Source organism: Cohnella massiliensis (assembly GCF_900169535.1).
Lineage (GTDB): Bacteria > Bacillota > Bacilli > Paenibacillales > Paenibacillaceae > Cohnella > Cohnella algarum.
On sequence record NZ_LT821259.1, the window covers coordinates 479,273 to 500,898 of the forward strand.

At 57.9% G+C, this 21,626-nt stretch carries 20 protein-coding genes; 17 read left to right on the forward strand and 3 right to left on the reverse strand.

From position 1 onward, the window contains the following. The first annotated feature begins 135 nt into the window (after nucleotides 1-135). From sigI to B7E11_RS16115, 4 genes are all read left to right on the forward strand, one after another. A complete protein-coding gene (gene sigI, locus B7E11_RS16100; protein WP_080836452.1) occupies nucleotides 136-948 on the forward strand; it encodes an RNA polymerase sigma-I factor in 813 nt (270 codons plus the stop codon). Then, nucleotides 945-2,414 carry an anti-sigma-I factor RsgI family protein gene (locus B7E11_RS16105; RefSeq protein WP_080836454.1) on the forward strand — a complete coding sequence of 490 codons (1,470 nt, stop codon included), beginning with the start codon at nucleotides 945-947 and terminating at the stop codon, nucleotides 2,412-2,414. The genes sigI and B7E11_RS16105 overlap by 4 nt, the downstream gene beginning before the upstream one ends. Before the next feature lie 142 nt (nucleotides 2,415-2,556). After that, on the forward strand, nucleotides 2,557-3,936 hold the full coding sequence (locus B7E11_RS16110; protein ID WP_080836456.1) for an ATP-binding protein: 1,380 nt from the start codon (nucleotides 2,557-2,559) through the stop codon (nucleotides 3,934-3,936). A 101-nt stretch (nucleotides 3,937-4,037) separates the two neighbouring features. Beyond that, complete coding sequence (locus B7E11_RS16115) at nucleotides 4,038-4,619, forward strand: sulfite oxidase-like oxidoreductase (protein ID WP_139787225.1); 582 nt, start codon at nucleotides 4,038-4,040, stop codon at nucleotides 4,617-4,619. 99 nt (nucleotides 4,620-4,718) lie between these two features. Here the strand turns inward: B7E11_RS16115 and B7E11_RS16120 are convergent, their stop codons facing one another. Then, complete coding sequence (locus B7E11_RS16120; RefSeq protein ID WP_080836458.1) at nucleotides 4,719-6,089, reverse strand: MATE family efflux transporter; 1,371 nt, start codon at nucleotides 6,087-6,089, stop codon at nucleotides 4,719-4,721. 158 nt (nucleotides 6,090-6,247) lie between these two features. On the opposite strand from B7E11_RS16120, the gene B7E11_RS16125 reads away from it, so the two are divergent. The 11 genes from B7E11_RS16125 to rpmG all read left to right on the forward strand — a co-directional run bounded on the left by B7E11_RS16125 (nucleotide 6,248) and on the right by rpmG (nucleotide 17,912). Further along, the gene (locus B7E11_RS16125; RefSeq protein WP_080836460.1) at nucleotides 6,248-7,120 is read left to right on the forward strand and encodes a helix-turn-helix transcriptional regulator; all 873 of its coding nucleotides are present in this window, start codon (nucleotides 6,248-6,250) and stop codon (nucleotides 7,118-7,120) included. A gap of 271 nt (nucleotides 7,121-7,391) precedes the next feature. Beyond that, the gene (locus B7E11_RS16130) at nucleotides 7,392-8,747 is read left to right on the forward strand and encodes an ABC transporter substrate-binding protein (protein ID WP_080836462.1); all 1,356 of its coding nucleotides are present in this window, start codon (nucleotides 7,392-7,394) and stop codon (nucleotides 8,745-8,747) included. 16 nt (nucleotides 8,748-8,763) lie between these two features. Then, nucleotides 8,764-9,684, forward strand: coding sequence for a carbohydrate ABC transporter permease (locus tag B7E11_RS16135; RefSeq protein WP_080836465.1), 921 nt, complete (start codon nucleotides 8,764-8,766; stop codon nucleotides 9,682-9,684). A gap of 5 nt (nucleotides 9,685-9,689) precedes the next feature. Continuing rightward, nucleotides 9,690-10,535: a carbohydrate ABC transporter permease gene (locus B7E11_RS16140; protein ID WP_080836466.1), complete on the forward strand. Its 846-nt coding sequence runs from the start codon at nucleotides 9,690-9,692 to the stop codon at nucleotides 10,533-10,535. Between the two features lie 27 nt (nucleotides 10,536-10,562). Continuing rightward, entirely contained in the window at nucleotides 10,563-12,032 is a 1,470-nt protein-coding gene (locus B7E11_RS16145; RefSeq protein ID WP_425430071.1) for a DUF5605 domain-containing protein, read from the forward strand. Between the two features lie 458 nt (nucleotides 12,033-12,490). Next, nucleotides 12,491-12,967 carry a Fur family transcriptional regulator gene (locus tag B7E11_RS16150; protein WP_080836470.1) on the forward strand — a complete coding sequence of 159 codons (477 nt, stop codon included), beginning with the start codon at nucleotides 12,491-12,493 and terminating at the stop codon, nucleotides 12,965-12,967. Nucleotides 12,968-13,101: 134 nt separating this feature from the next. Next, nucleotides 13,102-13,815, forward strand: coding sequence for a metal ABC transporter ATP-binding protein (locus B7E11_RS16155; RefSeq protein WP_080840848.1), 714 nt, complete (start codon nucleotides 13,102-13,104; stop codon nucleotides 13,813-13,815). Beyond that, nucleotides 13,761-14,675: a metal ABC transporter permease gene (locus tag B7E11_RS16160; protein ID WP_080840849.1), complete on the forward strand. Its 915-nt coding sequence runs from the start codon at nucleotides 13,761-13,763 to the stop codon at nucleotides 14,673-14,675. The genes B7E11_RS16155 and B7E11_RS16160 overlap by 55 nt, the downstream gene beginning before the upstream one ends. Further along, on the forward strand, nucleotides 14,672-15,772 hold the full coding sequence (locus tag B7E11_RS16165) for a metal ABC transporter substrate-binding protein (RefSeq protein ID WP_080836472.1): 1,101 nt from the start codon (nucleotides 14,672-14,674) through the stop codon (nucleotides 15,770-15,772). Before B7E11_RS16160 ends, B7E11_RS16165 begins: the two co-directional genes overlap by 4 nt. Before the next feature lie 589 nt (nucleotides 15,773-16,361). Continuing rightward, nucleotides 16,362-17,597, forward strand: coding sequence for a GTP-binding protein (locus B7E11_RS16170; protein ID WP_080836473.1), 1,236 nt, complete (start codon nucleotides 16,362-16,364; stop codon nucleotides 17,595-17,597). A gap of 165 nt (nucleotides 17,598-17,762) precedes the next feature. After that, a complete protein-coding gene (gene rpmG, locus B7E11_RS16175) occupies nucleotides 17,763-17,912 on the forward strand; it encodes a 50S ribosomal protein L33 (RefSeq protein ID WP_080836475.1) in 150 nt (49 codons plus the stop codon). 94 nt (nucleotides 17,913-18,006) lie between these two features. Here the strand turns inward: rpmG and hxlB are convergent, their stop codons facing one another. After that, complete coding sequence (gene hxlB, locus B7E11_RS16180) at nucleotides 18,007-18,582, reverse strand: 6-phospho-3-hexuloisomerase (protein WP_080836477.1); 576 nt, start codon at nucleotides 18,580-18,582, stop codon at nucleotides 18,007-18,009. Between the two features lie 4 nt (nucleotides 18,583-18,586). Beyond that, entirely contained in the window at nucleotides 18,587-19,219 is a 633-nt protein-coding gene (gene hxlA, locus B7E11_RS16185; protein WP_080836480.1) for a 3-hexulose-6-phosphate synthase, read from the reverse strand. Between the two features lie 161 nt (nucleotides 19,220-19,380). On the opposite strand from hxlA, the gene B7E11_RS16190 reads away from it, so the two are divergent. Both B7E11_RS16190 and B7E11_RS16195 read left to right on the forward strand, forming a co-directional pair. Continuing rightward, nucleotides 19,381-19,734 carry a winged helix-turn-helix transcriptional regulator gene (locus B7E11_RS16190; RefSeq protein ID WP_080836483.1) on the forward strand — a complete coding sequence of 118 codons (354 nt, stop codon included), beginning with the start codon at nucleotides 19,381-19,383 and terminating at the stop codon, nucleotides 19,732-19,734. Nucleotides 19,735-20,078: 344 nt separating this feature from the next. Beyond that, nucleotides 20,079-21,626, forward strand: a complete 1,548-nt coding sequence (locus B7E11_RS16195; RefSeq protein ID WP_080836485.1) for a spore germination protein — start codon at nucleotides 20,079-20,081, stop codon at nucleotides 21,624-21,626.

The window sequence follows — 21,626 nt, forward strand, 5'->3', positions numbered from 1 at the left end:
TGGAATACGGAAGTGTTGATCGCCCCCCACTGGTCGGCAGCGCCGCGGTGCGGGGCGATTTTTCTGCATGCATAAAGCGGGGTACCCGCTCATAAAAGGATCGACGTTCGAATTTTGTAGTTGTGGGGTGAGTTTTTGCTGCTCGCACTGTGGAGAAGATGGGTCGGACGCTCGCGCTTCAACGCGGACAGTGCGTCCGTCGGCCAATCGCCGGAAGAAGCCGTTGCATCCATTCAACTGGGAAACGAAGAACTCCGCAATGATTTGATCCAACAATACCGTCCTTTTATTTTGAAAACCGCCAGCGGCTTCAGCAAACGCTATATCGATCCTTCACGGGACGACGAATACAGCGTGGCGCTCACGGCTTTCGACGAAGCCATAAACGGGTACTCCCCCGAATCGGGCGGAAAATTTCTCAGCTTCGCCGCGCAGGTGATGACGAGGCGCTTGATCGATTTTGCGCGCAAGGAGGAGCGGCTTGCAGCGCTTGTCCCGTTCAGCGCGATGGAGAGCGCGGGAGAAGACGAGGGGCTGTCTCCGCTAACGAGGCTCGAGTCGAAAGAGGCGCTGGCGGCATACGATCTCGATCGGGAAAAAGCCGCGCGCCGGGAGGAAATCGAGGCGCTGGCCGAGGAACTGGCGGGCTTCGGCATCCGATTTGCGGAATTGAGCGATCATTCCCCGAAGCATTACGATTCGCGCAAGCTGCTGCTGGGCATCGGCCGGAGGCTGGCCGAAACGCCCGATTTATTTGCCGTGCTTAAAGAAAAGCGTCAGCTGCCCCTCAAGGAGCTGTGCGAAAAGGAACGCGTATCGAGAAAAACGCTGGAGCGCAACCGGAAGTATTTGATCGCGGTCGCCCTTATCGCGGGAGGGCCGTACGGATGGCTGAAGCCGTACATAGAGGAAGAGGAGCCGGAGGATAAAGGGGGAGCGTCGGAATGAAGCGGGCCGTCATTATGTCTTTGGAGAAAAAGGAAGCGATCGCGCTTGCGCCCGGCGGCCGTTTCGTTCGCATCAGACGCCGGCCTCATTTTCGAATCGGCGACGAAATCGAATGGGAATCCGAGCTTCAAGCGGCGGATCGGGGCTTTTTTGCGAATCGCAAGCGCGTGTTCGCTTCATGCGCCTCCGCGGCTGCGCTTGTTCTTCTGCTGGTCGGATTGTGGGCGTTCCGAACGCCGCCGGTCGTGGCTTACGTGACGATGGATGTCAATCCGAGCGTCGAGTTCGGTCTCGACAGCAACGAAAACGTTCGGGAGCTGCATGCGATCAACGGGGACGCGCGTCCGATCGTCGAAGCTGTCGCGGATTACAAGGGGAAGCCGGTGGCGGAAGTGACGGCGCGGCTCGCCGCGGAGCTCGCTTCCCGAAAGCTGCTAAGCGCGGACGGAGAAGTCGTGCTGGCCAGCGTAGCGGTCGGGAAAGTCGACGTCGATTGGGAAGCGGAAGTGATCGGCGAAATCGAGGAAGCGATCCGGCAGGCGGCCCGGCAAGCGTCCGAAGGGGCGGAGCAGCTTCCGGAAATTACGGTCGTGTCGGTCCCCGAGGAGGTAAGGGAAGAAGCGATCAAAAGCGGCGTGTCGGCCGGCAAGATGGCGTTCTGGCTGAAAGCGGAAAGCCAGGGGCACGAGGTACCGCTTGAGACGCTGAGGCGCGAATCGTTGAAAACGATCGCGAGCGACTGGGGCGGCGTCGATCGGGTGCTGGCGGGAACCGGAAACGAAAACGGGAGCGCAACCGGAAACGAAGCCGGAACCGAGAGCGAATCGGCCTCCGCGGACAAGGAAAAGGGCAAGGACGAATGGAAGGCGCTCGTCGAAGCGTCGAAGGCCAAAGTCGAAGAGGACAAGAAGCAGCGCGACGAGCGGCGGGCAACCGATCGGCAGCACCGTCAGGAGGAGCCGGAGCAGCGCGAGGATGGCGGGCAGACCGACGTCCAATCCGGGACTCCGAAGCCGGCCGGGCAAAAGGGCGAAGAGCGCGAGAATAGCCGGGACAAGGAAGAGAACCGGCAGCAGCCGGATAACCGCGGGCAACGGCCAAACGGACAGGGCGGGAACGGCGATCCGACCGAAAAACCGAACGGCGCCCCGACCGGGAAAGAGAATGGCAATCGCAACGATAACCAAAACGACAACCGAGACGACAACCGAGACGACAACCGAAACGAAAGTCCGAGCGGCAACCGCCGAAACGGCGTCGGCCATAACGAACAGGTCCGGCAGCCATCCGGGAGCGGGGGGACGAGCGGCGAGAACGCGAACGGGCAATGGAGTTCGTCAAACCGGGGCGGGAGCGGCTCCGGATCGGAGGGAGGCCGGAAGGCGGAAAACGAGGACGACCGCAAGGAATCCGGCGAGAACCGCGGCCGGAAGGAACACGGGAATTCGAACCGGAGCGAGCGCTAAGGAAGAAAACGGCGATCAGTCTTCATTCTACATCGAACGACACGATCTCTCATTGACAGGATGTTTCATCCATAGCTATGATTAATGTGATTTTTTGGCAATACGAACCTGTCGATAGACGAGAAATCGGGAGGAGTCGTTCATGAAGAGGTGGAAAACTCGCTATTTTCCGGCCTTGGCGGAATTCGCGCTGGGGAAAGCAGGCTCTTTTGCGGAAAAAGCGGAATTGCTGCAGCATCTGCAAGGAGTACCCACCGATGAACTCCTCAGCCATCATGAGGAGAGCTTGAAGTACTTGCTTTCCAACGCCGAAGCGGAAGATCGGGTTGCGCTCATGCACCGGTCCCTGCTTTTCCTGATGGAAATTCTGACTTCGATGAGGCTTCCCGAAGCCGCGGCCGGTCAGGAAGGGGCCGAAATGAGGCGTCTGAAGGAAGCCGCCATTCAGTCGCTTCCGATCGAAGAAGTTCGTCCGAGTAAATTCGAGACGATTTTGCAGCATATGGACAGCGGAATCGCTCTTTTCGATTCGGAGGGAAATCTACGTTTTTTGAACGTTCAGATGTCCCGTTTGATGCAGGCCCCGCGCAACGCGTTGATCGGCAATTCGCTGCGCCAGCTGATGTTCCATCCGGCATTGCGCAAGTCCGTTCGGGCGATTTTCGTGCGGATGTACAAAGATATGCTGTACTATCGCAGGAACTATGGGGAGTTTCAGGATTCGCAAGGCCGTTTTCTGCTGATCAGCATTACGCAAATCGACGAATTGGACGGGGATTACCTGGTCAGCGTCAAGGACGTGTCCGAATACAAGCAAATCGAGCAGTCCGCGTTTCAAAACGACAAGCTCGCCATGCTCGGCAAAATCGCCGCGTCCATCGCGCACGAAGTTCGCAATCCTTTAACCTCGATACGCGGTTTTATCCAATTGCTGAAGCCGTATTTGGAGACGATCGGCAAGCAGGAATACGTTCGCATCATTTTATCCGAAATCGACCGCGCCAACGACATCATTTTCGAGTTTCTGAATTCGTCGAAGCCTTCCGCTCCGATGAAGCAGCGGATTTCGGTCGGCATGCTGCTGAAGGAATCGATTTTGCTGTTCGAAAGCGAAGCCAATATGAAAGGCTGCGAGTTGAAGTGCGAAATCTTCGATCCGGCCATTCAGATCGCCATCGACGTCAAGCAGATCAAGCAAGTGCTGCTGAACATTATGAAAAACTCGATGGATGCGATCCAGGGAGCGGGCGACAACCGCAACGGACTGATTCAAATGTCCGCCAACCGGGAAAACCGCTACGCCGTCATTCGGATTCGCGATAACGGCAAAGGAATGGACCGGCTCACGATGACGAAGCTGTTCGATCCCTTTTTCACGACCAAACAGGAAGGAACCGGTCTCGGCATGTCGGTGAGCTATCGGATTATCCGCAATCATGGCGGCACGATCCAGGTCGACAGCGAACTGAATGAGGGCACGGAATTTATTATTTATTTGCCGCTTGTGGAGGATCAGGTTTAGATTCGTTGCGCGCCGCGGCTTTTTTCGGCAAATTCGGCGCAAACTAACATGATGTCGAAAATTTAAACGGATTGAGGCAAAGTCGAAGGAGGGGGCTTAAAATGAGCATGACGAACATGGAGTCGCGGGTTCCGCCGGGCCAGCGTTTGACGACCAGCTTTCCCGTTCTCCATCACGGAGAAGTGCCTTACTACCGGGATATGAGCAAATGGGATTTGCGCGTGTTCGGTCTCGTCGAGGAGGAAGTCGCGATCTCCTATGCCGAATTCATGAAGCTTCCGCGCCGAGAGTTCGTCAACGATATTCACTGCGTCACGACCTGGTCCAGGCTGGACAACGTCTGGGAAGGCGTCGCGGTGTCGACGCTGATGGAGCGGGTGAAGCCGAAGCCGGAGGCTCGTTTCGTGATGCTGCACGCCGAACAGGGATGGACGACGAATCTGCCGCTTGAAGATTTTTTGCGCGATACGTCCTTTTTCGGCTTGAAGCATAACGGAGAGCTGTTGACGCCCGAGCACGGGTATCCCGTTCGCATGGTCGTGCCGCATCTGTATTTCTGGAAAAGCGCCAAATGGCTGCGCGGCATCGAGTTCATGGCCAAGGATAAGCCGGGCTTCTGGGAGCGGAACGGGTACCACATGTACGGCGATCCCTTTAAGGAGCAGCGTTACGATTTCGATTGAAGGCGCTCCGCCGAAACTAGAAAACTCGTCCCTTGGCCGCTTGAAAGCGCGCCGGGAGACGAGTTTTTTGTTTTTCGGACCGTCGTTGCGAGAATCGCGTCACAGATGAATGGCCGGTGCCGCCTCGAAGCGTCCCTGGGCGCCGCTTCCGCTGCCCTTCAGCAAAAACTTTTTTCCCCTCCATCGGATCAGAGAAAGAATTCCCCGCACGTATTCGTCCGCGATCATGCAGCAGTAAATGCCGATCAGCCCCCAGCCCGCGTGAAGCCCGAGCCAGTACGAGCAGCCCGTCGCGATGACGGACATCGAGCCGATCGAAATATACATCGTAAAGCGCGTATCTCCGACGGCGTTCAGCGAGTTGCCGAGCGCCATGTTCAGCATTTTGCCGGGTTGAAGCAGCAGGTTCAGTCCGAGCAGCGAAACGCCCATGGCGACGATTTCGCCGTCTTTCGTGAACAGGCCGAGCATCGGACGGCCGAACAGGAAGAGCAGCAGCGCGCAGGCCGCGACGAACCCGAGGCCGATTGCAAGCGCGCGGTAAGCCGCCCGATAGGCTTCCCGGATCCGGCCCGCGCCGAAGAGATGGGCGATCTGAATCTGGACGGCAAGCGCGATGGCGCTGCCCAGCATGAAGCAGAACGATTCGAGCGTGTTCATGTACGTCCGGGCGGCGAGCTCCTTGTCGCCCAGATCGGCAAGGAACGCATAGATCGCGAGCTGCGAGAACACCCAGCACGACATATTGATGCCGAGCGGCCAGCCGATTTTCAGCACTTCCTTGAACAGGGGGGCGTCGAAAACGCGGAAGTCGCGGATTCGGATCGTCCGCTCGAAGGCGAACACGAACAGGTACAGCAAAATCGCCGCGGCAAAAAGCTTGGACAGGTTGCCGGACACCGTCACGCCGAGCAGCCCCCATTTCGGCAGGCCGAGCGCGCCGAAAATAAAGCCGTAGTTCAGGACGATATGGATGACGTTCATGGCGATGCTGATATACATCGGGCCTCTCGTATTGCCGGTATTGCGGATGACGGTGCCGAGCACGGCGATGAGCGCCGTCAGGAACATGCCTCCGCCGAGATGGGAAACATAGACGTTCCAAAGCGGGAGCAATTCGTCGGAAACGTTCAGCAGTCCGGCGATCGGACTTGCGAATGCGTACAGAACGACGCTTAGCGCCATGCCGACGAGCGCGCATGCCGACACGGCCATAATCGCGATCGTGCGGGCATCCTCCCCGCGCTTCATGCCGAGCCGCTGCGCGACGAGAATGCCGGCGCCGGTCGCGATCGTCATGAACAGCGTGTTGAGCGCATTGAACAGCTGGTTGGCGAAGCCGACGACGGCGACGGCCTCGTCCGAAATTCGGCTGACCATGATCGTATCGACGGTACCGAGCAGCGTCTGAAGGAGCAATTCGATAAAAACGGGCCAGGAAAGCGCCCAAAGCGAATATTTAGGATTCACAAATGAAACCCCCTGACTGGACTGGTTGCTTCCCTTCGGGAACGATGGATAGTCTCGTTATATCCCTAACAGATTATAGATGGTATACTGACGGCGATGGTTCATTTTCAAAACGTAAACGTTCAATTTTGAAACCTGATTGGAAAGGAAGCGCTCCCATGAGCCTGCTGGAGTTCACCGTCCCTCCGCTGCTGCATTATATCGCTTGCGGCCATACGATTTTCGTTCCCGGGGACCGTCATATGAGCCGCCGGAACATCCGGGTGTTCGATTTGCTGTTCGTGCGGAAAGGCTGCTTATTTATGGGGGAAGAGGATCGGCATTACGAAGTCGGACCGGGCTGCGCGCTCATCCTGCGCCCGGATTGCTTTCATTACGGACAGGAAGGGTGCCGGGAGCGAACCGAATATTACTGGCTTCACTTTCAAACGACGGGGGCTTGGGCCGTCGCGGACGGCCCGGCGGAACGAAGCGGGGAGTCCAATGACAGCGGCGCGGGGGATGAAAATTTCGCGGTGCGGACGTTTTCGATCCGGATGCCGCAGTTTATCCGATTGGCAAAGCCGGGAAAAGCGGAGGAGCTGTTCGAGCATTTGAGCCGGCTTCATCCGAATGCGCATCTTAGCGCCGCTCGCTTCAAGCAGCAGCTGCTGTTTCAGGAGCTCGTGCAGCTGCTCGCGGCCTCTCCGGAATCGCGCCGGGCTTTCCCGGGCAAGGAGTGCGCGGAGCGGGCGGCGGCCTTCCTGCGCAGCCGTTATCGCGAGGAGATTACCGTAAAGGAGCTAGGGGAGAGCCTGAACTTCCATCCGGTTTATATCGCCCGCTGCATGCAGCGGGAATACGGCTGCACGCCGATGGAATATTTGCTTCGTTTTCGAATCGAGCAGAGCAAGCTCCTCCTGATGCAGACCGACTGGACCGTCGCCCGCATCGCGGAGGAGGTCGGTTTCAACCAGGCTCCTTACTTCAGCTCCTGCTTTTCCAGGCTCGAAGGGATGTCTCCCCGCCAGTACCGGCAGCTTTTTCATTGAGGGATAAGATAATCAAGGATCAATCGCCTTCGAACTAAACAATTCATCACTAATTTAAAATTAATTTAGATTGTTAAGCTCAAATTTAGTCAAAATCGGCTTGACCTCGGTGAATTCTCGATGATATGATGAATAACAAGAAATGAAAGCGTTTACCTAAAAGTGATTTTTATTTAGTAACCGCTTTCGTTTAGTTAGATGATTTGTAATAATTTACTAAACAGAGACGATGCAAGGAATGAAATCGGAGAAAAGCGGGAGGCGCACATCAATGACAAAAAAAATGTGGTTTACGAGCCTGATTCTTTCGTTCGTTCTGGTATTGTCCGCATGCGGAGGAGGAGGTTCCGGTTCGTCCCCAAGCGGTTCGGCGCCAGCTTCTTCGCCGGCTTCCGAGGGAGGGGCGTCCGGAGAAACCTCGTCCGGCGAACCGGTCGAGCTGCGCATGATGTGGTGGGGATCCCAGGCGCGCCACGACGCGACGCTGAAAGTGCTGGAGCTGTTCCATCAGAAATATCCGAATATTACGATCAAAGGCGAGTACATGGGCAGCGACAGTTACTGGGACAAGCTGAACACGCTGATCGCGGGAGGGAGCGCCCCCGACCTGCTGCAATTCGGAAACAATTATCCGGACTATGCCGCGAGAGGCTCCCTGCTCGATCTGACGCCTTATATGGGCAAGGAAATCGACGTATCCCATTTCGATCCTTCCGTCGTCGAAGCGGGGGCGATGGACGGCAAGCAATACGGTATTTCTCTAGGCAGCAACGCGCTGGCGCTCATTTACAATAAAGCGCTCGTGGAAAAAGCCGGCATGGAGCCGCCGAAGGAAAGCATGACCTGGGAAGAATTCGAGGCTTACGGCACGCAATTGAAGGAAAAGCTCGGAGACGATTACTACGCCTTCACCGACCTGTCCAGCTCGGCTCCGTTTTTTGCCTATTATGCCCGCCAATCCGGCAAGCCGATGTACGACGTCGCCGCCGGGAAAACCGGCATCGGCGTCCAGGACGCCGCCGACTGGCTTTCGATCTGGGACCGCTACCGCGCGGCCGGGCTCATTCCGACCGCCGAAGAAGCCGCTTCCGCCTACACGGAAACGGGTCCCGACACGTCGGCCATCGTGCAGAGCAAAGCCGTGCTGTCCGTCGTCTGGTCCAACCAGATCAATGCGTACCAAAGCCTGATGCAGGATGAACTGGGCGCGGTTCTGCCTCCTTCCGGCGGCACGACGCAAGGCATGTGGATCCAGCCGAGCCAGTTCCTCACGGGCTATGCGAAGACCGAGCACCCGAAGGAAGTCGCCATGTTCATCAGCTTCATGGTGAACGATCCGGAGGCGACGGCCATTCTCGGCAGCGAGCGCGGCATTCCGGGTTCCTCCAAGGTGCGCGACGCTTTGAAGGACAGCGGTACGGCCACGAACAAGATGGTGTACGAATATTTGGATCTCGCCATCGCCAACTCCCGCACGATGGACCGCGAATTGCCGAACAGCGTCGAGTTCAATACCGCGATGACGCAGGCGGCCGAAACGGTATCGTTCAAGCAAGGCAGCGTGGAGCAGGCGGCGCAAATTATCGTGGACGGCGCGCAAGCCGCGATCGACAAATCCTTGAAATGATGAGGAGGGACCGGGAATGAACCGAACTTCCGATAGTTGGATTCGAAGATTATGGAGGAAAAACGCGGTTCCCTACGCGTTTCTCCTCCCCTGGCTACTCGGTTTTCTGGTGCTCACGCTCGGTCCGATGGTCAGTTCGCTGTATCTTTCGTTTACCTCGTACGACATGCTGACGCCGGCGAAATGGATCGGCTGGCAAAATTACGAGACGATGTTCGGGTCCGATCCGAAATATTTCGCTTCGCTGAAAGTCACCTTTATTTATGTGTTTGTGTCGGTCCCGCTCAAGCTCGGATTCGCGCTGCTGGTCGCGATTTTGATGAACAAGGGGCTCAAGGGACTCGGCTTGTACCGGACGATCTATTACATCCCGACGCTGCTTGGCGGCAGCGTCGCGATCGCCGTGTTGTGGCGGAAAATTTTCGGCGGCGAAGGCATCGTCAACCAGGCGCTGCTGTGGATGTTCGGCTTCGATGCGCCGGACTGGATCGCCAATCCGAAGTATGCGCTTTATTCGATCGTGGCGCTGACGGTTTGGCAGTTCGGCTCCTCGATGATCATTTTCCTGGCCGGCTTGAAGCAAATCCCGACCGAGTATTACGAAGCGGCGCAGGTGGACGGAGCCGGCAAGGTTCGCCAGTTTGTCCGGATCACGCTGCCGATGCTGTCGCCGGTCCTGCTCTTCAACCTGATCATTCAAATGATCGGCTCGTTTCAGGCGTTTACGCAGGCGTTCATTATAAGCGGCGGCAAGGGCGGCCCGCTCGATTCCACGTTATTTTACACGCTGTATCTGTATATGAAGGGATTTTCCTTCTTTGAAATGGGCTACGCGTCCGCAATGGCCTGGGTGCTGCTGATCATCATCGGCGTTTTGACCGGAATCGTGTTCACGACGTCCAAATACTGGGTCACTTACGGCGACGGGGGGAGATGACCGATATGCGCATTCGCACGCTGCTGGGACGCAACGCCTGGCTTCATCCGTTCATCATCGCGCTCGGCGTCGTCATGCTTTACCCGATTTTGTGGCTGATCATGAGCTCGTTCAAGCCGAGCCAGCTGATTTTTTCCGATCTCAGCCTGTGGCCGGCGGAGTTTACGCTCGACAACTACAAATTGGGCTGGCAGGGCGTATCGGGAACGCCGTTCTGGACCTTCATGGTCAACTCGCTGATCGTCTGCGCGCTCTGCCTGGTCGGCAATCTGATCTCCTGCTCGCTCGCCGCTTACGCGTTCGGGCGCATGGAATTCACGCTCAAAAGCTTCTGGTTCGCGATCATGCTCGTGACGATCATGCTTCCGCACCATGTGACGATTATCCCGCAATACATTCTGTTTCAGGAAATGGGCTGGGTCGACTCGTATTTGCCGCTTTTTATCCCGAAGTTTCTCGCGACGGAAGCGTTTTTCGTCTTCCTCATGGTGCAGTTCATCCGCGGCTTGCCCCGCGAGCTCGACGAATCGGCGACGATCGACGGCTGCGGCCGGTTCGGCATCTACTGGCGCATCGTGCTGCCGCTCGCTTTTCCGGCTCTCGTCACGACGGCCATTTTCACCTTCATTTGGACATGGGACGATTTTTTCAGCCAACTGCTGTATTTGAACACCTCCAGCCTGTATACGGTTCCGCTCGGCCTTCGCATGTTCATGGACTCGTCGGGGGAATCGGCCTGGGGGCCGCTGTTCGCGATGTCCGTGGTGGCGCTTGTTCCTTCGCTTATTTTGTTTTTCTCGCTGCAGCGGTATTTCGTCGAGGGGATTTCGACGACGGGGATCAAAGGCTGACAATACGAGTCGGAAAGAGGGATGGGTTTGAGCGGATCGGGTTCGGTTGAGCGCTGGGAACTATTCGAATGGTCGATCGAGGGGCCGGCCGGCGGCAATCCGTTTCGGGAAATCCGGCTGCATGGGGAATTCGCCTGCGGCAGCCGGAAAGTGACGGTCCCGGGCTTTTACGACGGGAACGGGGTTTACCGCATCCGGTTTATGCCCGACCGGGAAGGAACGTGGAGTTACGAAACGACGAGCTCCTGCGAAGCGCTCTCGGGCCATAAGGGGCGGTTCGAATGCGTCGCCCCGCGGTCCCCGGCGAATCGGGGACCCGTGCGGGTACGCGACGAGCTTCATTTTGAATACGCGGACGGGGGCGCATATCTTCCCTTCGGCACGACGTGCTACGCCTGGATTCACCAGGAGGAGGAGCTGCGGGAAGCGACGCTGCGAACGCTCGCCGCTTCGCCGTTCAACAAGCTGAGAATGTGCGTCTTTCCGAAAAATTACAGCTTTAACGCAACCGATCCGGAACGCTTCCCGTTTCCGGGCAGCCGGGCGGACGGCTTCGATTTTGACCGGTTCGATCCCGAATTTTTTGCCAGACTGGAAAAGAGCATCGAGGAGCTGGGACGGCTGGGCATCGAAGCCGATCTCATTTTGTTCCACCCGTACGACAACGGACGCTGGGGCTTCGACGAAATGACGGCCGAGCAGGATGCGTTCTATCTGCGCTACGTTCTGGCCCGCCTGTCCGCTTACCGGAACGTCTGGTGGTCGCTCGCCAACGAGTACGACTTGATGGACCGGAAGTCGGAGGGCGACTGGGACCGCTTGTTCCGCATCGTGCAGGAGGAGGATCCGTACGGGCACCCGAGGTCCATTCACAATTGGACCCGGATGTACGATCCCGACAGCATCCGCATGTACGATCACGGCAAAAGCTGGGTGACCCACTGCAGCGTGCAGCACTGGGACGTCACGCTCGTGCCCCATTGGCACAAGCAATACCGCAAGCCGATCGTCATCGACGAATGCGGCTACGAAGGCAACATTCCGCAGCGCTGGGGCAACCTGCCCGCCGAGGAAATGGCGCATCGCGTCTGGGACGGAACGTTCAGAGGCGGCTTTGTCGGCCACGGCGAAACGTACGTGCATCCCGCGGACGAGCTGTGGTGGGCGAAGGGCGGCAGGCTGTACGGCGAAAGCCCGGCCCGAATCGCGTTTTTGCGAAAGCTGCTGGAGGAAGCGCCGGCATGCCTGAAGCCGTTCGCCTCCATCCCCGACGTGCCGGCCATCGGCGTCGAATACAGCTATTATTTGCTTTACTTCGGCATCCACAGGCCCAAGTATCGGGAGTTCGAACTGCCGGAGGGACTGACGTTCCGGTTCGAGCTGATCGATACGCAGGCGATGACGATCGAAACGATCGCGCCGTCGCTCGCGGGCAAATGCCGGGTGGAGCTGCCGGGCAGGCCTTATCTGGCTTTGCGGGTTCGGGCGAATGAATAGTTGGTCGGATAGATGAAGGAAGCAAAATCCCTCTCATCCGCCGAATAACGGCGGGGAGGGATTTTTTTCTTGAGGAGTTCGTGTCGGCAGATCGGCAGGTGCGTAAGGGTCGAGATGAGTCATGACGACTCAACTGGATCGTTAGCGTGCACGAGAGGCGGTAAAATGAGTCATTTTTACTCAACTGCGGGCGGCTGTGCGCGCTTGGCGGGTCGAGATGAGTCATGACGACTCAACTGGATCGTTAGCGTGCACGAGAGGCGGTAAAATGAGTCATTTTTACTCAACTGCGGGCGGCTGCATGCATTTGGCGTTAAAGTGACGCGCAGGCTTGACGCTGACCACTGACGTACGGACGCAGCCGAGTTGACAATTGGAGCAATGAGCATTATGATCTATTAGTAATTATTACGTTAATAAGCTTCGGACATCCTGTACGAGGAAAAGAGGGGATTCCGTTGTCCGATCACGATCATAGCAGCGACCCGCAGCGTTCCGTCGGCGATCACGAGAAGGTTCAGGACATGGTCGCGATGATGTCCCGCAGCGGGTGGAGAATTACCGATCAGCGCAGGTCGCTGGCGAAAATTTTTTCGTCCACGGACGGCTATCTTTCTCCGAAAGACGTTTACGACCAGTTGTCGGTGAAGTATCCAAGCGTCAGCTTCGATACCGTTTACCGCAATTTGCGGATGCTGAGCGAGATGGGCGTGCTGGAGCAGTTCTATTTTATGGAAGGCGGCTTGAAATTCAAGGCGTCCTGCCTCAATCACCACCATCATCACTTGATTTGCATGAACTGCGAGAAGACGGAAACGTTCGATTACTGCCCGATGAAAGACGGGTTGCAGCTGCCGGGCAATTATAAAATTTTGAACCACCGGTTTGAAATATACGGCCTGTGCGAGCAGTGCAGGCTTGAATCGACGCCCTGAACGAGATCCGGATGCGGCGCACGCTAGCCGCATCCGTTTCGTTGCGCTTAAGCCGTAATTATTACATTTGTTGCCCAAGGCACGTAATTATTACAATTAGAACGAAAGAGAACGGAACGAGAGGAAGAGCGAACATGCAGCAAACATTGGCCTCGATGCGGGATGTCGTATTCGGCTACTCGGACGTCCCCAGTCTGGTGGATGTGAGCGTGGACATATTGCCCGGAGAGTTCGTCGCGGTAACCGGCCCGAACGGCGCGTCGAAGACGACGCTGCTAAAGCTGATGCTGGGCTTGCTTAAGCCGTGGTCCGGCCGGATCGAACTGGCCAAAAAAGGCGACGGCGGCCGGAAGCTGGCAGTCGGATACGTTCCCCAGCAGATCGCCGCGTTCAACAGCGGCTTTCCGAGCAAAGTTTGGGAATTTGTTCTGTCCGGACGCTACGGCAGCGGCTCCTGGTTTCGCAAGCTGCGAGCCGAAGATCGGGAGCGCGCCGAAGAAGCGCTGCGCCAGGTCGGCATGTGGGAATGGCGGCACCGCCGAATCGGCGAATTGTCGGGCGGACAGAAGCAGCGGATTTGCATCGCCCGGGCGCTCGCCATGGAGCCGGATTTGCTCGTGCTGGACGAACCGACGACGGGGATGGATCAAGAGAGCCGGATGGGCTTTTACGAGCTGATGCATCATCAGGTCCGGCAGCACGGGCGGACCGTCGTCATGGTTACGCACGGCTTGACGGAAGCAAGTCCCTATTTGGATCGGATCATCGAGCTTCAGCGAAAGGAGGATGGGGGCTGGAAATGCTGCACTACGACTTCATGCAAAGGGCATTTTTCGCCGGTGCACTAATCGCGGTAATCGCCTCGGTGCTGGGCGTGTACTTGCTGCTTCGCCGGCAGGCGCTGATGGCGGATATGCTGTCGCACGTATCGCTGGCCGGGATCGCCGCGGGCGCGCTGCTGCACCTGAATCCGACGGTATCGGGTTTCGTCGTCGCATTGGTCGGCGCGGTCGCCGTCGAATACGTCCGCAGAACGTATAAATCTTACAGCGAAATTTCGATCGCCATTATTATGGTCGGCGGCTTGTCGACGGCCGTCATTTTGATGAGCATGAACAGCGCCGTCAACAAAAGCTTCAGCTCCTATTTGTTCGGCTCCGTCGTCGCCGTCAACCGGACGGAACTGCTTCTGATGCTCGCCGTGACCGTTCTCGGGGCCGTCTTTTTCTATTTGCTGCGGCGCCCGCTGTATCAGATGACGTTCGACGAAGATACGGCGAAGACGAACGGTCTCCCGGTCAAATGGATTTCCATGGGCTTCAGCGTTCTGACCGGGATGATCGTGGCCGCGGCGATGCCGATCGTCGGCGTGCTGCTCGTGTCATCGCTGATCGTGCTGCCGGCCTCGCTTGCGATCCGGATCGCTCCGAGCTTTCGGGCGGCGCTTTGGATCGCGATGATCGCAGCGCTTTGCGGCGTGTTCTCGGGGTTGACTGCCTCCTACGAATTCAGCACGCCGCCGGGGGCGACGATCGCGCTGTCGCTGCTGCTTATGCTGCTGGCCGGCATAGCTTTGCAAAAAATCGTGGTCCGTTTCGGCAAAAGGACCAACCGGAAACGCGATTGGACGGAGAGTGAGAGCGAGGCTCGCATTCCCCGTTTATCGAATAAATACTCATACGTACAGTCTGGAGGAAAAGAAGAATGAGCAACAAGCTTTTGAAATCGTCTCTGCTGCTTGCGTCGGTTGCGCTCGCGCTCGCGGGCTGCGGAGGCGGCAATTCGAATACGTCGGCCAGTCCGTCCGGCTCGGCGAGCGCAGAAGCAACGGCATCGGCAACCGCGAGTGCGGAGGCGCCGCAGGATGGCAAGCTTAAAGTCGTTACGACTTTTTATCCGATGTATGAATTTACGCGTCAGGTGGCGGGGGAGCACGCCGACGTGACGGCGCTCGTGTCGGCAGGAACCGAGCCGCACGACTGGGAGCCGGCCCCGAAGGATATGGCCCAAATTAGCGAAGCCGATGTATTCGTCTATCACGGCATCGTCGAGGGATGGGTAGACAGCGCGCTCGAGAGCGCGGCGAACTCGGATCGCGTCGTCGTCCGGGCGAGCGAAGGCATTGAATTGCAGGAAGGCGAGGCCCATCATCACCACGGCGAAGGCGAGGAGCATGCGGCGGAGGAAGAGCACGCGCATGAAGACGAGCACGCGCATGAAGACGAGCATGCCGCCGAAGAGGCTCATGCAGGCGAAGAAGAGCACGGTCATGAAGAGGAATCGCTCGATCCGCACGTATGGCTGGACCCGGTGCTCGCCCAGCAGGAAGTACGAACCATCGAAGCGGCCTTGGCTCAAGCGGACCCGGAGCATAAGGACGATTACAAAGCGAATGCGGATGCCTATATCGCGAAGCTTCAGGAGCTGGACGCGGAGTTCGGCGAAGCTCTCCGGAACGCCAAGCGCAAGGAATTCGTCACGCAGCACGCCGCATTCGGTTATTTGGCCAAACGGTACGGCTTGACGCAAATTCCGATTTCCGGCTTGACCCCCGACCAGGAGCCTTCCCCCGAAGAAATGGCCGAAGTCGTAGAACTGGCGAAAGAGCATGACGTCAAAACGATTTTCTTCGAAACGCTGGTCGACCCGAAAGTCGCGCAAACGATCGCCGATGAAATCGGAGCCTCGACCGACGTGCTGAACCCGCTGGAAGGGCTGACGAAAGAAGAGCAGGACAGCAATCTCGACTATCTCGGCGTGATGCGGAACAATCTCGAAGCGCTGACGAAGGCGTTGAACGCGTAACTAGCGTATTTCGTTCGCGGATGAAGGGTCTTTGTATGAAATATTATACAAAAGCGTGTGCAGACCCGCCTGAAATGGCGGATTTGGATGAAAAATCGTACAAAAACATACACAGACCCGCCTGGCGTGGCGGATTTGGATGAAAAATCGTACAAATGCCATGGCGAAAGCGGAAAAAGAAGGGTTTTTGTATGAAATATCATACAAAAACGTGCGCAGACCCTCCTGAAATGGCGATTTTGTATGAAAAATCGTACAAATACCATGGCGAAGGCGGGGCGTCGGACAGATGCCTTAGTCTCGAAAGGCGCTAATCTTATCGACATAGGATTCCAGGCTGATGCTCGTCTAGTACCCGTAATAATTACACAATAATCCGGCGAATGAGCATCGTATGGCGCGAAAAAGACGATGGCGTGAGGAAGACCGCCAGAACCACGTCGTGAGACGATGGGTGATGCCGTACAGGCGAACGGGATAGCCGGACATCGTTTGGATGTCGGGGATGCGCAAGCGCAGCGACAGGCAAATGTTGTCCGGTTTATCCTTGATTCATAATCGTAAAAATTACATTTTTGGAGGGATCGACATGACAAATAACCCGAACCTGAACCCGAATCCGAACTCGAACAAGATCCCGGTCACCGTGCTGAGCGGATACCTGGGAGCCGGCAAGACGACGATTCTCAACCATGTGTTGAACAACCGCAACGGCTTGAAGGTCGCCGTCATCGTCAACGATTTGAGCGAAGTGAATATCGACGCGGACCTGATCCGCGACGGGGGAGGCTTGTCGCGCACGGAGGAGAAGCTGGTGGAAATGTCCAACGGCTGCATCTGCTGCACGCTGCGCGACGATTTGCTCCAAGAGGTCGAGCGGCTGGCGAAGGAGGGGAGGTTCGACTACATATTGATCGAGTCGACCGGCATTGCCGAGCCCGTTCCCGTGGCGCAAACGTTCAGCTATATCGACGAGGAGCTCGGCATCGATTTGACCCGCTTTTGCCGTCTCGATACGATGGTCACCGTCGTGGATGCCTACCGGTTCTGGCACGATTTTTCGTCCGGGGAGACGCTGCTCGACCGCAAGCAGGCGGCCGGAGAAGACGATACGCGGGAGGTCGTCGATCTGCTGATCGACCAGATCGAGTTCTGCGACGTGCTCGTCTTGAACAAGTGCGATAAAGTGGCGCCCGACAAGCTGGAAGAACTGGAGCGCCTGCTGCGCAGGCTGCAGCCGCGGGCCCGCATCATTCGGAGCGAGCAGGGCCGGGTAGATCCGGCGGAAATTTTGAACACCGGGCGGTTCGACTTCGAGGAAGCAAGCCGGTCGGCGGGCTGGATCAAGGAGCTGGAAGCGCCGGAGCATACGCCGGAAACGGAGGAATACGGCATCGGCTCGTTCGTGTACGAGCGCATTCGCCCGTTCCATCCGGAGCGTCTGATGCGGTGGATGTCGGAATGGCCGGAAGAGATCGTCCGCGCCAAAGGAGTGGTATGGCTGGCGACGCGCAACGAGATGGCGCAAAGCTTCAGCCAGGCGGGCCCGTCGATCCAGATGGGGCCTGCGGGCTATTGGCTGGCGGCGCTGCCGGAAGAGGAGCGGGAGCAGGTTCTGCGCGAGGAAGAGGAGCTCCGCGAGCGCTGGCACCCGGCATACGGAGACCGGATCAATAAAGTCGTGTTCATCGGCATCGGACTCGACCGGGGAACGATCGAGTCCGAACTCGACGGCTGCCTGCTGACCGAGGACGAGCTTGCGGGAAATTGGAGCGTTCTGAAGGACCCGTTCCCCGGAATGCAGGCAGAGCTGGCCGGGGGCTAAGGCGAGCCTCGTCCGGCTGATGCTTTCGCAATTGAGGCGATTGAGGCGAAGAGGAAGGCCCGACCTCCGCGTAACGCGGTAAATTAGGCTGGAAGGCGTCATGAAATTCGCTCAAAAGCGCTTGCTCTTAAAATTTCTTAAGTACAATGCAAAGGAGACCGAACGATGAGAGTCACGATTACATTGGCCTGTACCGAAACGGGCGACCGCAACTATACGACGACGAAAAACAAACGAACGCACCCGGAGCGGCTGGAGCGCATGAAATACTGCCCGCGGCTGAAGCGCCGCACGCTGCACCGGGAAACGCGCTAAAGCGTCAGCCGAGATCACCCGAAGGCTGGCGGGAAAAACCGAAAGGCCGCCGTGCGAGGAAGAAACGATTGTTCCCGCCTGGCGGCCTTTCGGTTTATTCCAGATTCGCGTGCCTGGCCATCATGGCGCGGGCGTCGACCGACCCGGCCTCCATCAGCTTCAGGACGACAGCATCGAGCGTGAGCAGCAGGCTCTGCTCGAACAGGGAGCCCATCGGCTGCACGCTTTTAGACGAGCCCCTTTGCTCCTTCGCCGCGGCGGGAATCGGCACGGTCACGTCCGCCAATTGCCCGATGTCGGAATCTGCGGCGGTCGTCAGCAGCGCGAGCCGGGCGCCGACTCCTTTCGCTTTCTCCGCCATGCGAAGCAGACTCCCGGTCGTTCCCGACCCGGATCCGATCACGAGCAGGTCGCCCTCCCCGATTCCCGGCGTCACCGTCTCTCCCGCCACGTGCGCTTCGAACCCCAGGTGCATGAGCCGCATGGCAAACGCCCGCATCATGAGGCCCGACCGCCCCGCGCCCGCTACGTAGACTCGACGGGCCCCGCCGATCTGCCCGGCGACCGCCTCCAAAGCCGCCCCGGGCACGGCCGCCACCGTGCGGATCAGCTCCTCCAGCACGCGTTCCGTCCAAGCGTCCGCGGCAACGGGCCGTTGCTGACCGGCCATCGGGTCAGGCCCGTCCGATCAGCCGCCGCATCTCCGCGGCGACCGAAGGCTTGTCGGCCTGGCCGGTAATCCCGCCGCCGACGATGACCAAATCCGGCCCCGCCGCCACGACCTCGGGCAGCGTGTCCAGCTTGATGCCGCCCGCGATCGCGGTTTTGGCGTTTTTGACGACGCGCTGGATCGCCGCCAAATCCGCAAACGAGTCGAGGCCCGCGGCCTGGTGGTCGTATCCGGAATGGACGCAAATATAATCCACGCCGAGCCCGTCGATCTCTTGCGCGCGTTCCTCCAGATTTTTGACGTTGATCATGTCGACCATAATTTTTTTGTTCCGTTTTTTCGCTTCTTCCACGGCTCCGACGATGGTCGAATTGTCCGAGACGCCGAGCACGGTCACGATATCCGCACCCGCTTCGGAAGCTTTCATTACTTCATAGCCGCCCGCGTCCATAATTTTCAGATCGGCCAGCACGTTAAGCTTCGGGAACGCGTCCTTGACCGCTTTGACCGCATGAAGTCCTTCGTTGATGACGACAGGGGTGCCGATTTCCACGATATCGATAAACGCTTCGACCTCCCGAACGAGTTCGATCGCTTCCGGGATGCCCACCAGATCCAGCGCCAATTGCAGTTGCATAATAACCGTTCCTCCAATCGTTTGTTGTGTTTGCTAGGGTACAGGGGTTATTCTAGACGTATGCCGTCTTTTTCGGAAGAACGCACTTTGCCGTAATGTAGTTACCGCAAGGATACTATTGGGCCCCGGCGGGGCTTTTGAAAGGGGAGGCTTCGAATATCATGGCCACCGAGTTGAAAGAACGAATCAACCTGAAAGAAATCAATTGCGAAAAAGAGCTGACGCTGGCGGTCATCGGCGGAAAATGGAAGCTTATCATTTTGTGGCATCTGGGTTTGGAAGGAACGAAACGGTTCAGCGAGCTGAAGCGGCTCATCCCTTCGATTACGCAGAAGATGCTGACAAACCAGCTCCGCGAGCTGGAGGACGACGGACTCGTTCGCCGCAAGGTGTACGCCGAGGTGCCGCCGAGAGTGGAATATTCCATGACGGAATACGGCGAGGGGCTGATGCCGATTTTGAAGCTGATGTACGAATGGGGCAAGGACTACGGCGAAAAAGTCGTATGGAAATAGCGAAATGCGAAAAGAGAAAACGCGGATCCGATGGAAAAGCGGATCGTTTGCGGAGCTGTCGGACGGGATCTTTCCGTCCGTTTGTTCCCCCGATGGCCCGGAAATACCTGATCTGTAGGCCCCGGTGGATGCGGAACGGTCTCGAAGGGCCGTTCTTTTACGGTCGAATAAATTCCGGTTTAAGTTTATTGTTTAATCGTAATAATTACGTATATTGCGACGATTTTTTGCATTCGAATTTGCGTTTTCCCGGGACATTCATGAAACGGCGGTTTTTGGCAACCCTAACGGAATCGAGGAAAAAATGAAACGGGCGGCCGCCGAAGCGAAACAGGGTGACGGTGATGCGAAAACGGTCTTTCAAACCAAACCAAGCTTCCGAAACGTTCGTGCCGGAAGAAAGCGCGGCTTTGTCCGCGTCGCTGGACCGGAACGTGGAAGCTCTCAAACGGATTTTCAGCCTCTCGGACGACGTCTCGTTCCGGACGTTCCTGATCGGCGGAACGGTGAAGGCCGAGCTCGTCTATATCCCCGGCATGTCGGACCGGCAGGAGATCGATGTCAGCGTGCTGAAGCCGCTGATGCGGTCGGAACCGGCGGAGAAGGCGGATTTGCAAGAGGTCAAAAACCGGGTGCTGTCCGTCGTGTCGGTCGAGGAGATCGGCACGATCGGCGAATGCGCCCGTCAATTGATCAAAGGGGACCCTTTGCTGCTGATCGACGATTGCGAGCGCGCCCTGCTGCTCAAAATCGCCAAGTGGGACAAACGCGCGGTGGAAGAGCCGAAAACCGAGCCGTCGCTTCGGGGGCCGCGCGAAGGCTTTACCGAATCGATCGCGACCAATCTGTCGCTCCTCCGCCGGAAAGTCCAGACCGTCAAGCTGAAGCTGCAATCGCTGCAGCTCGGCCGTTATACCGAGACGGACGTCTATATTGCCTTCATCGAAGGGCTGGCCAAGCCGTCTCTGGTCGAGGAGGTGCGGCGGCGGATCGAGCGAATCGACCTGGACAGCGTGCTGGAAACGGGGTATATCGAAGAGCTGACGGAGGACAGCCCGTACTCGCCGTTTCCGCAGCAGCAATTTACGGAGCGGGTCGATATCGCGGCGGCGAGCCTGCTCGAAGGCCGCGTCGTCATCCTCGTCGACGGCACCCCCAACGTGCTGATCGTCCCCGTGACGCTCGTTACGCTGCTGCAGGCGGCGGACGATTACTACAACCGCTCGTTGTACTCCAGCACGCTCCGTTTTTTGCGGTACTGCACGCTGTTCATTTCGCTCATCCTTCCGGCGGCGTACGTCGCGCTCCTGAATTTTCATCAGGAGATGGTGCCGGGCAAATTAATGATCAGCATCGCGTCGGCGCGGGAAGCCATTCCGTTCCCGACGATCGTGGAAGTGCTGATGATGCAGCTGGCGTTCGAGGTGCTGCGCGAAGCGGGCCTGCGTCTGCCGCGGCAGATCGGCTCGGCCGTCACGATCGTCGGCGCGCTCGTCGTAGGAGAGGCTGCCGTTTCCGCCGGCCTCGTCTCCGCGCCGATCGTCATCATTATCGCGTTTACCGGCATCGCGGGGTTTACGGCCCCTCACTATTCGATCGAGCTGTCCATCCGCCTGCTCCGGCTCCTGCTCATCGTGCTGGGAGGCATGCTCGGCATGCTGGGCGTCATGTTCGGCATTATCGCCATCGCCATTCACCTGTGCACGCTGCGATCGTTCGGCGTTCCCTACCTGACGCCGTTCGCGCCGTTCGTCGCCAGCGATACGAAGGATACGATGGTCCGGGTTCCCTGGTGGAAGATGACGAAGCGCCCGAGCTTCGCGAACGGGCGAAACCGGGACCGGCTTGCCCCCGGACAGCGGCCGGAGCCGGGACGGGGAGAGGAGGAATGA

Coding starts and splice junctions, on each gene's coding strand:
- B7E11_RS16105 (WP_080836454.1), top strand. CDS start 945: ATGAAGCGGGCCGTCATTATGTCTTTGGAGAAAAAGGAAGCGATCGCG.
- B7E11_RS16110 (WP_080836456.1), top strand. CDS start 2,557: ATGAAGAGGTGGAAAACTCGCTATTTTCCGGCCTTGGCGGAATTCGCG.
- B7E11_RS16115 (WP_139787225.1), top strand. CDS start 4,038: ATGAGCATGACGAACATGGAGTCGCGGGTTCCGCCGGGCCAGCGTTTG.
- B7E11_RS16125 (WP_080836460.1), top strand. CDS start 6,248: ATGAGCCTGCTGGAGTTCACCGTCCCTCCGCTGCTGCATTATATCGCT.
- B7E11_RS16130 (WP_080836462.1), top strand. CDS start 7,392: ATGACAAAAAAAATGTGGTTTACGAGCCTGATTCTTTCGTTCGTTCTG.
- B7E11_RS16135 (WP_080836465.1), top strand. CDS start 8,764: ATGAACCGAACTTCCGATAGTTGGATTCGAAGATTATGGAGGAAAAAC.
- B7E11_RS16140 (WP_080836466.1), top strand. CDS start 9,690: ATGCGCATTCGCACGCTGCTGGGACGCAACGCCTGGCTTCATCCGTTC.
- B7E11_RS16155 (WP_080840848.1), top strand. CDS start 13,102: ATGCAGCAAACATTGGCCTCGATGCGGGATGTCGTATTCGGCTACTCG.
- B7E11_RS16165 (WP_080836472.1), top strand. CDS start 14,672: ATGAGCAACAAGCTTTTGAAATCGTCTCTGCTGCTTGCGTCGGTTGCG.
- B7E11_RS16170 (WP_080836473.1), top strand. CDS start 16,362: ATGACAAATAACCCGAACCTGAACCCGAATCCGAACTCGAACAAGATC.
- rpmG (WP_080836475.1), top strand. CDS start 17,763: ATGAGAGTCACGATTACATTGGCCTGTACCGAAACGGGCGACCGCAAC.
- hxlB (WP_080836477.1), bottom strand. CDS start 18,582: ATGGCCGGTCAGCAACGGCCCGTTGCCGCGGACGCTTGGACGGAACGC.
- hxlA (WP_080836480.1), bottom strand. CDS start 19,219: ATGCAACTGCAATTGGCGCTGGATCTGGTGGGCATCCCGGAAGCGATC.
- B7E11_RS16190 (WP_080836483.1), top strand. CDS start 19,381: ATGGCCACCGAGTTGAAAGAACGAATCAACCTGAAAGAAATCAATTGC.
- B7E11_RS16195 (WP_080836485.1), top strand. CDS start 20,079: ATGCGAAAACGGTCTTTCAAACCAAACCAAGCTTCCGAAACGTTCGTG.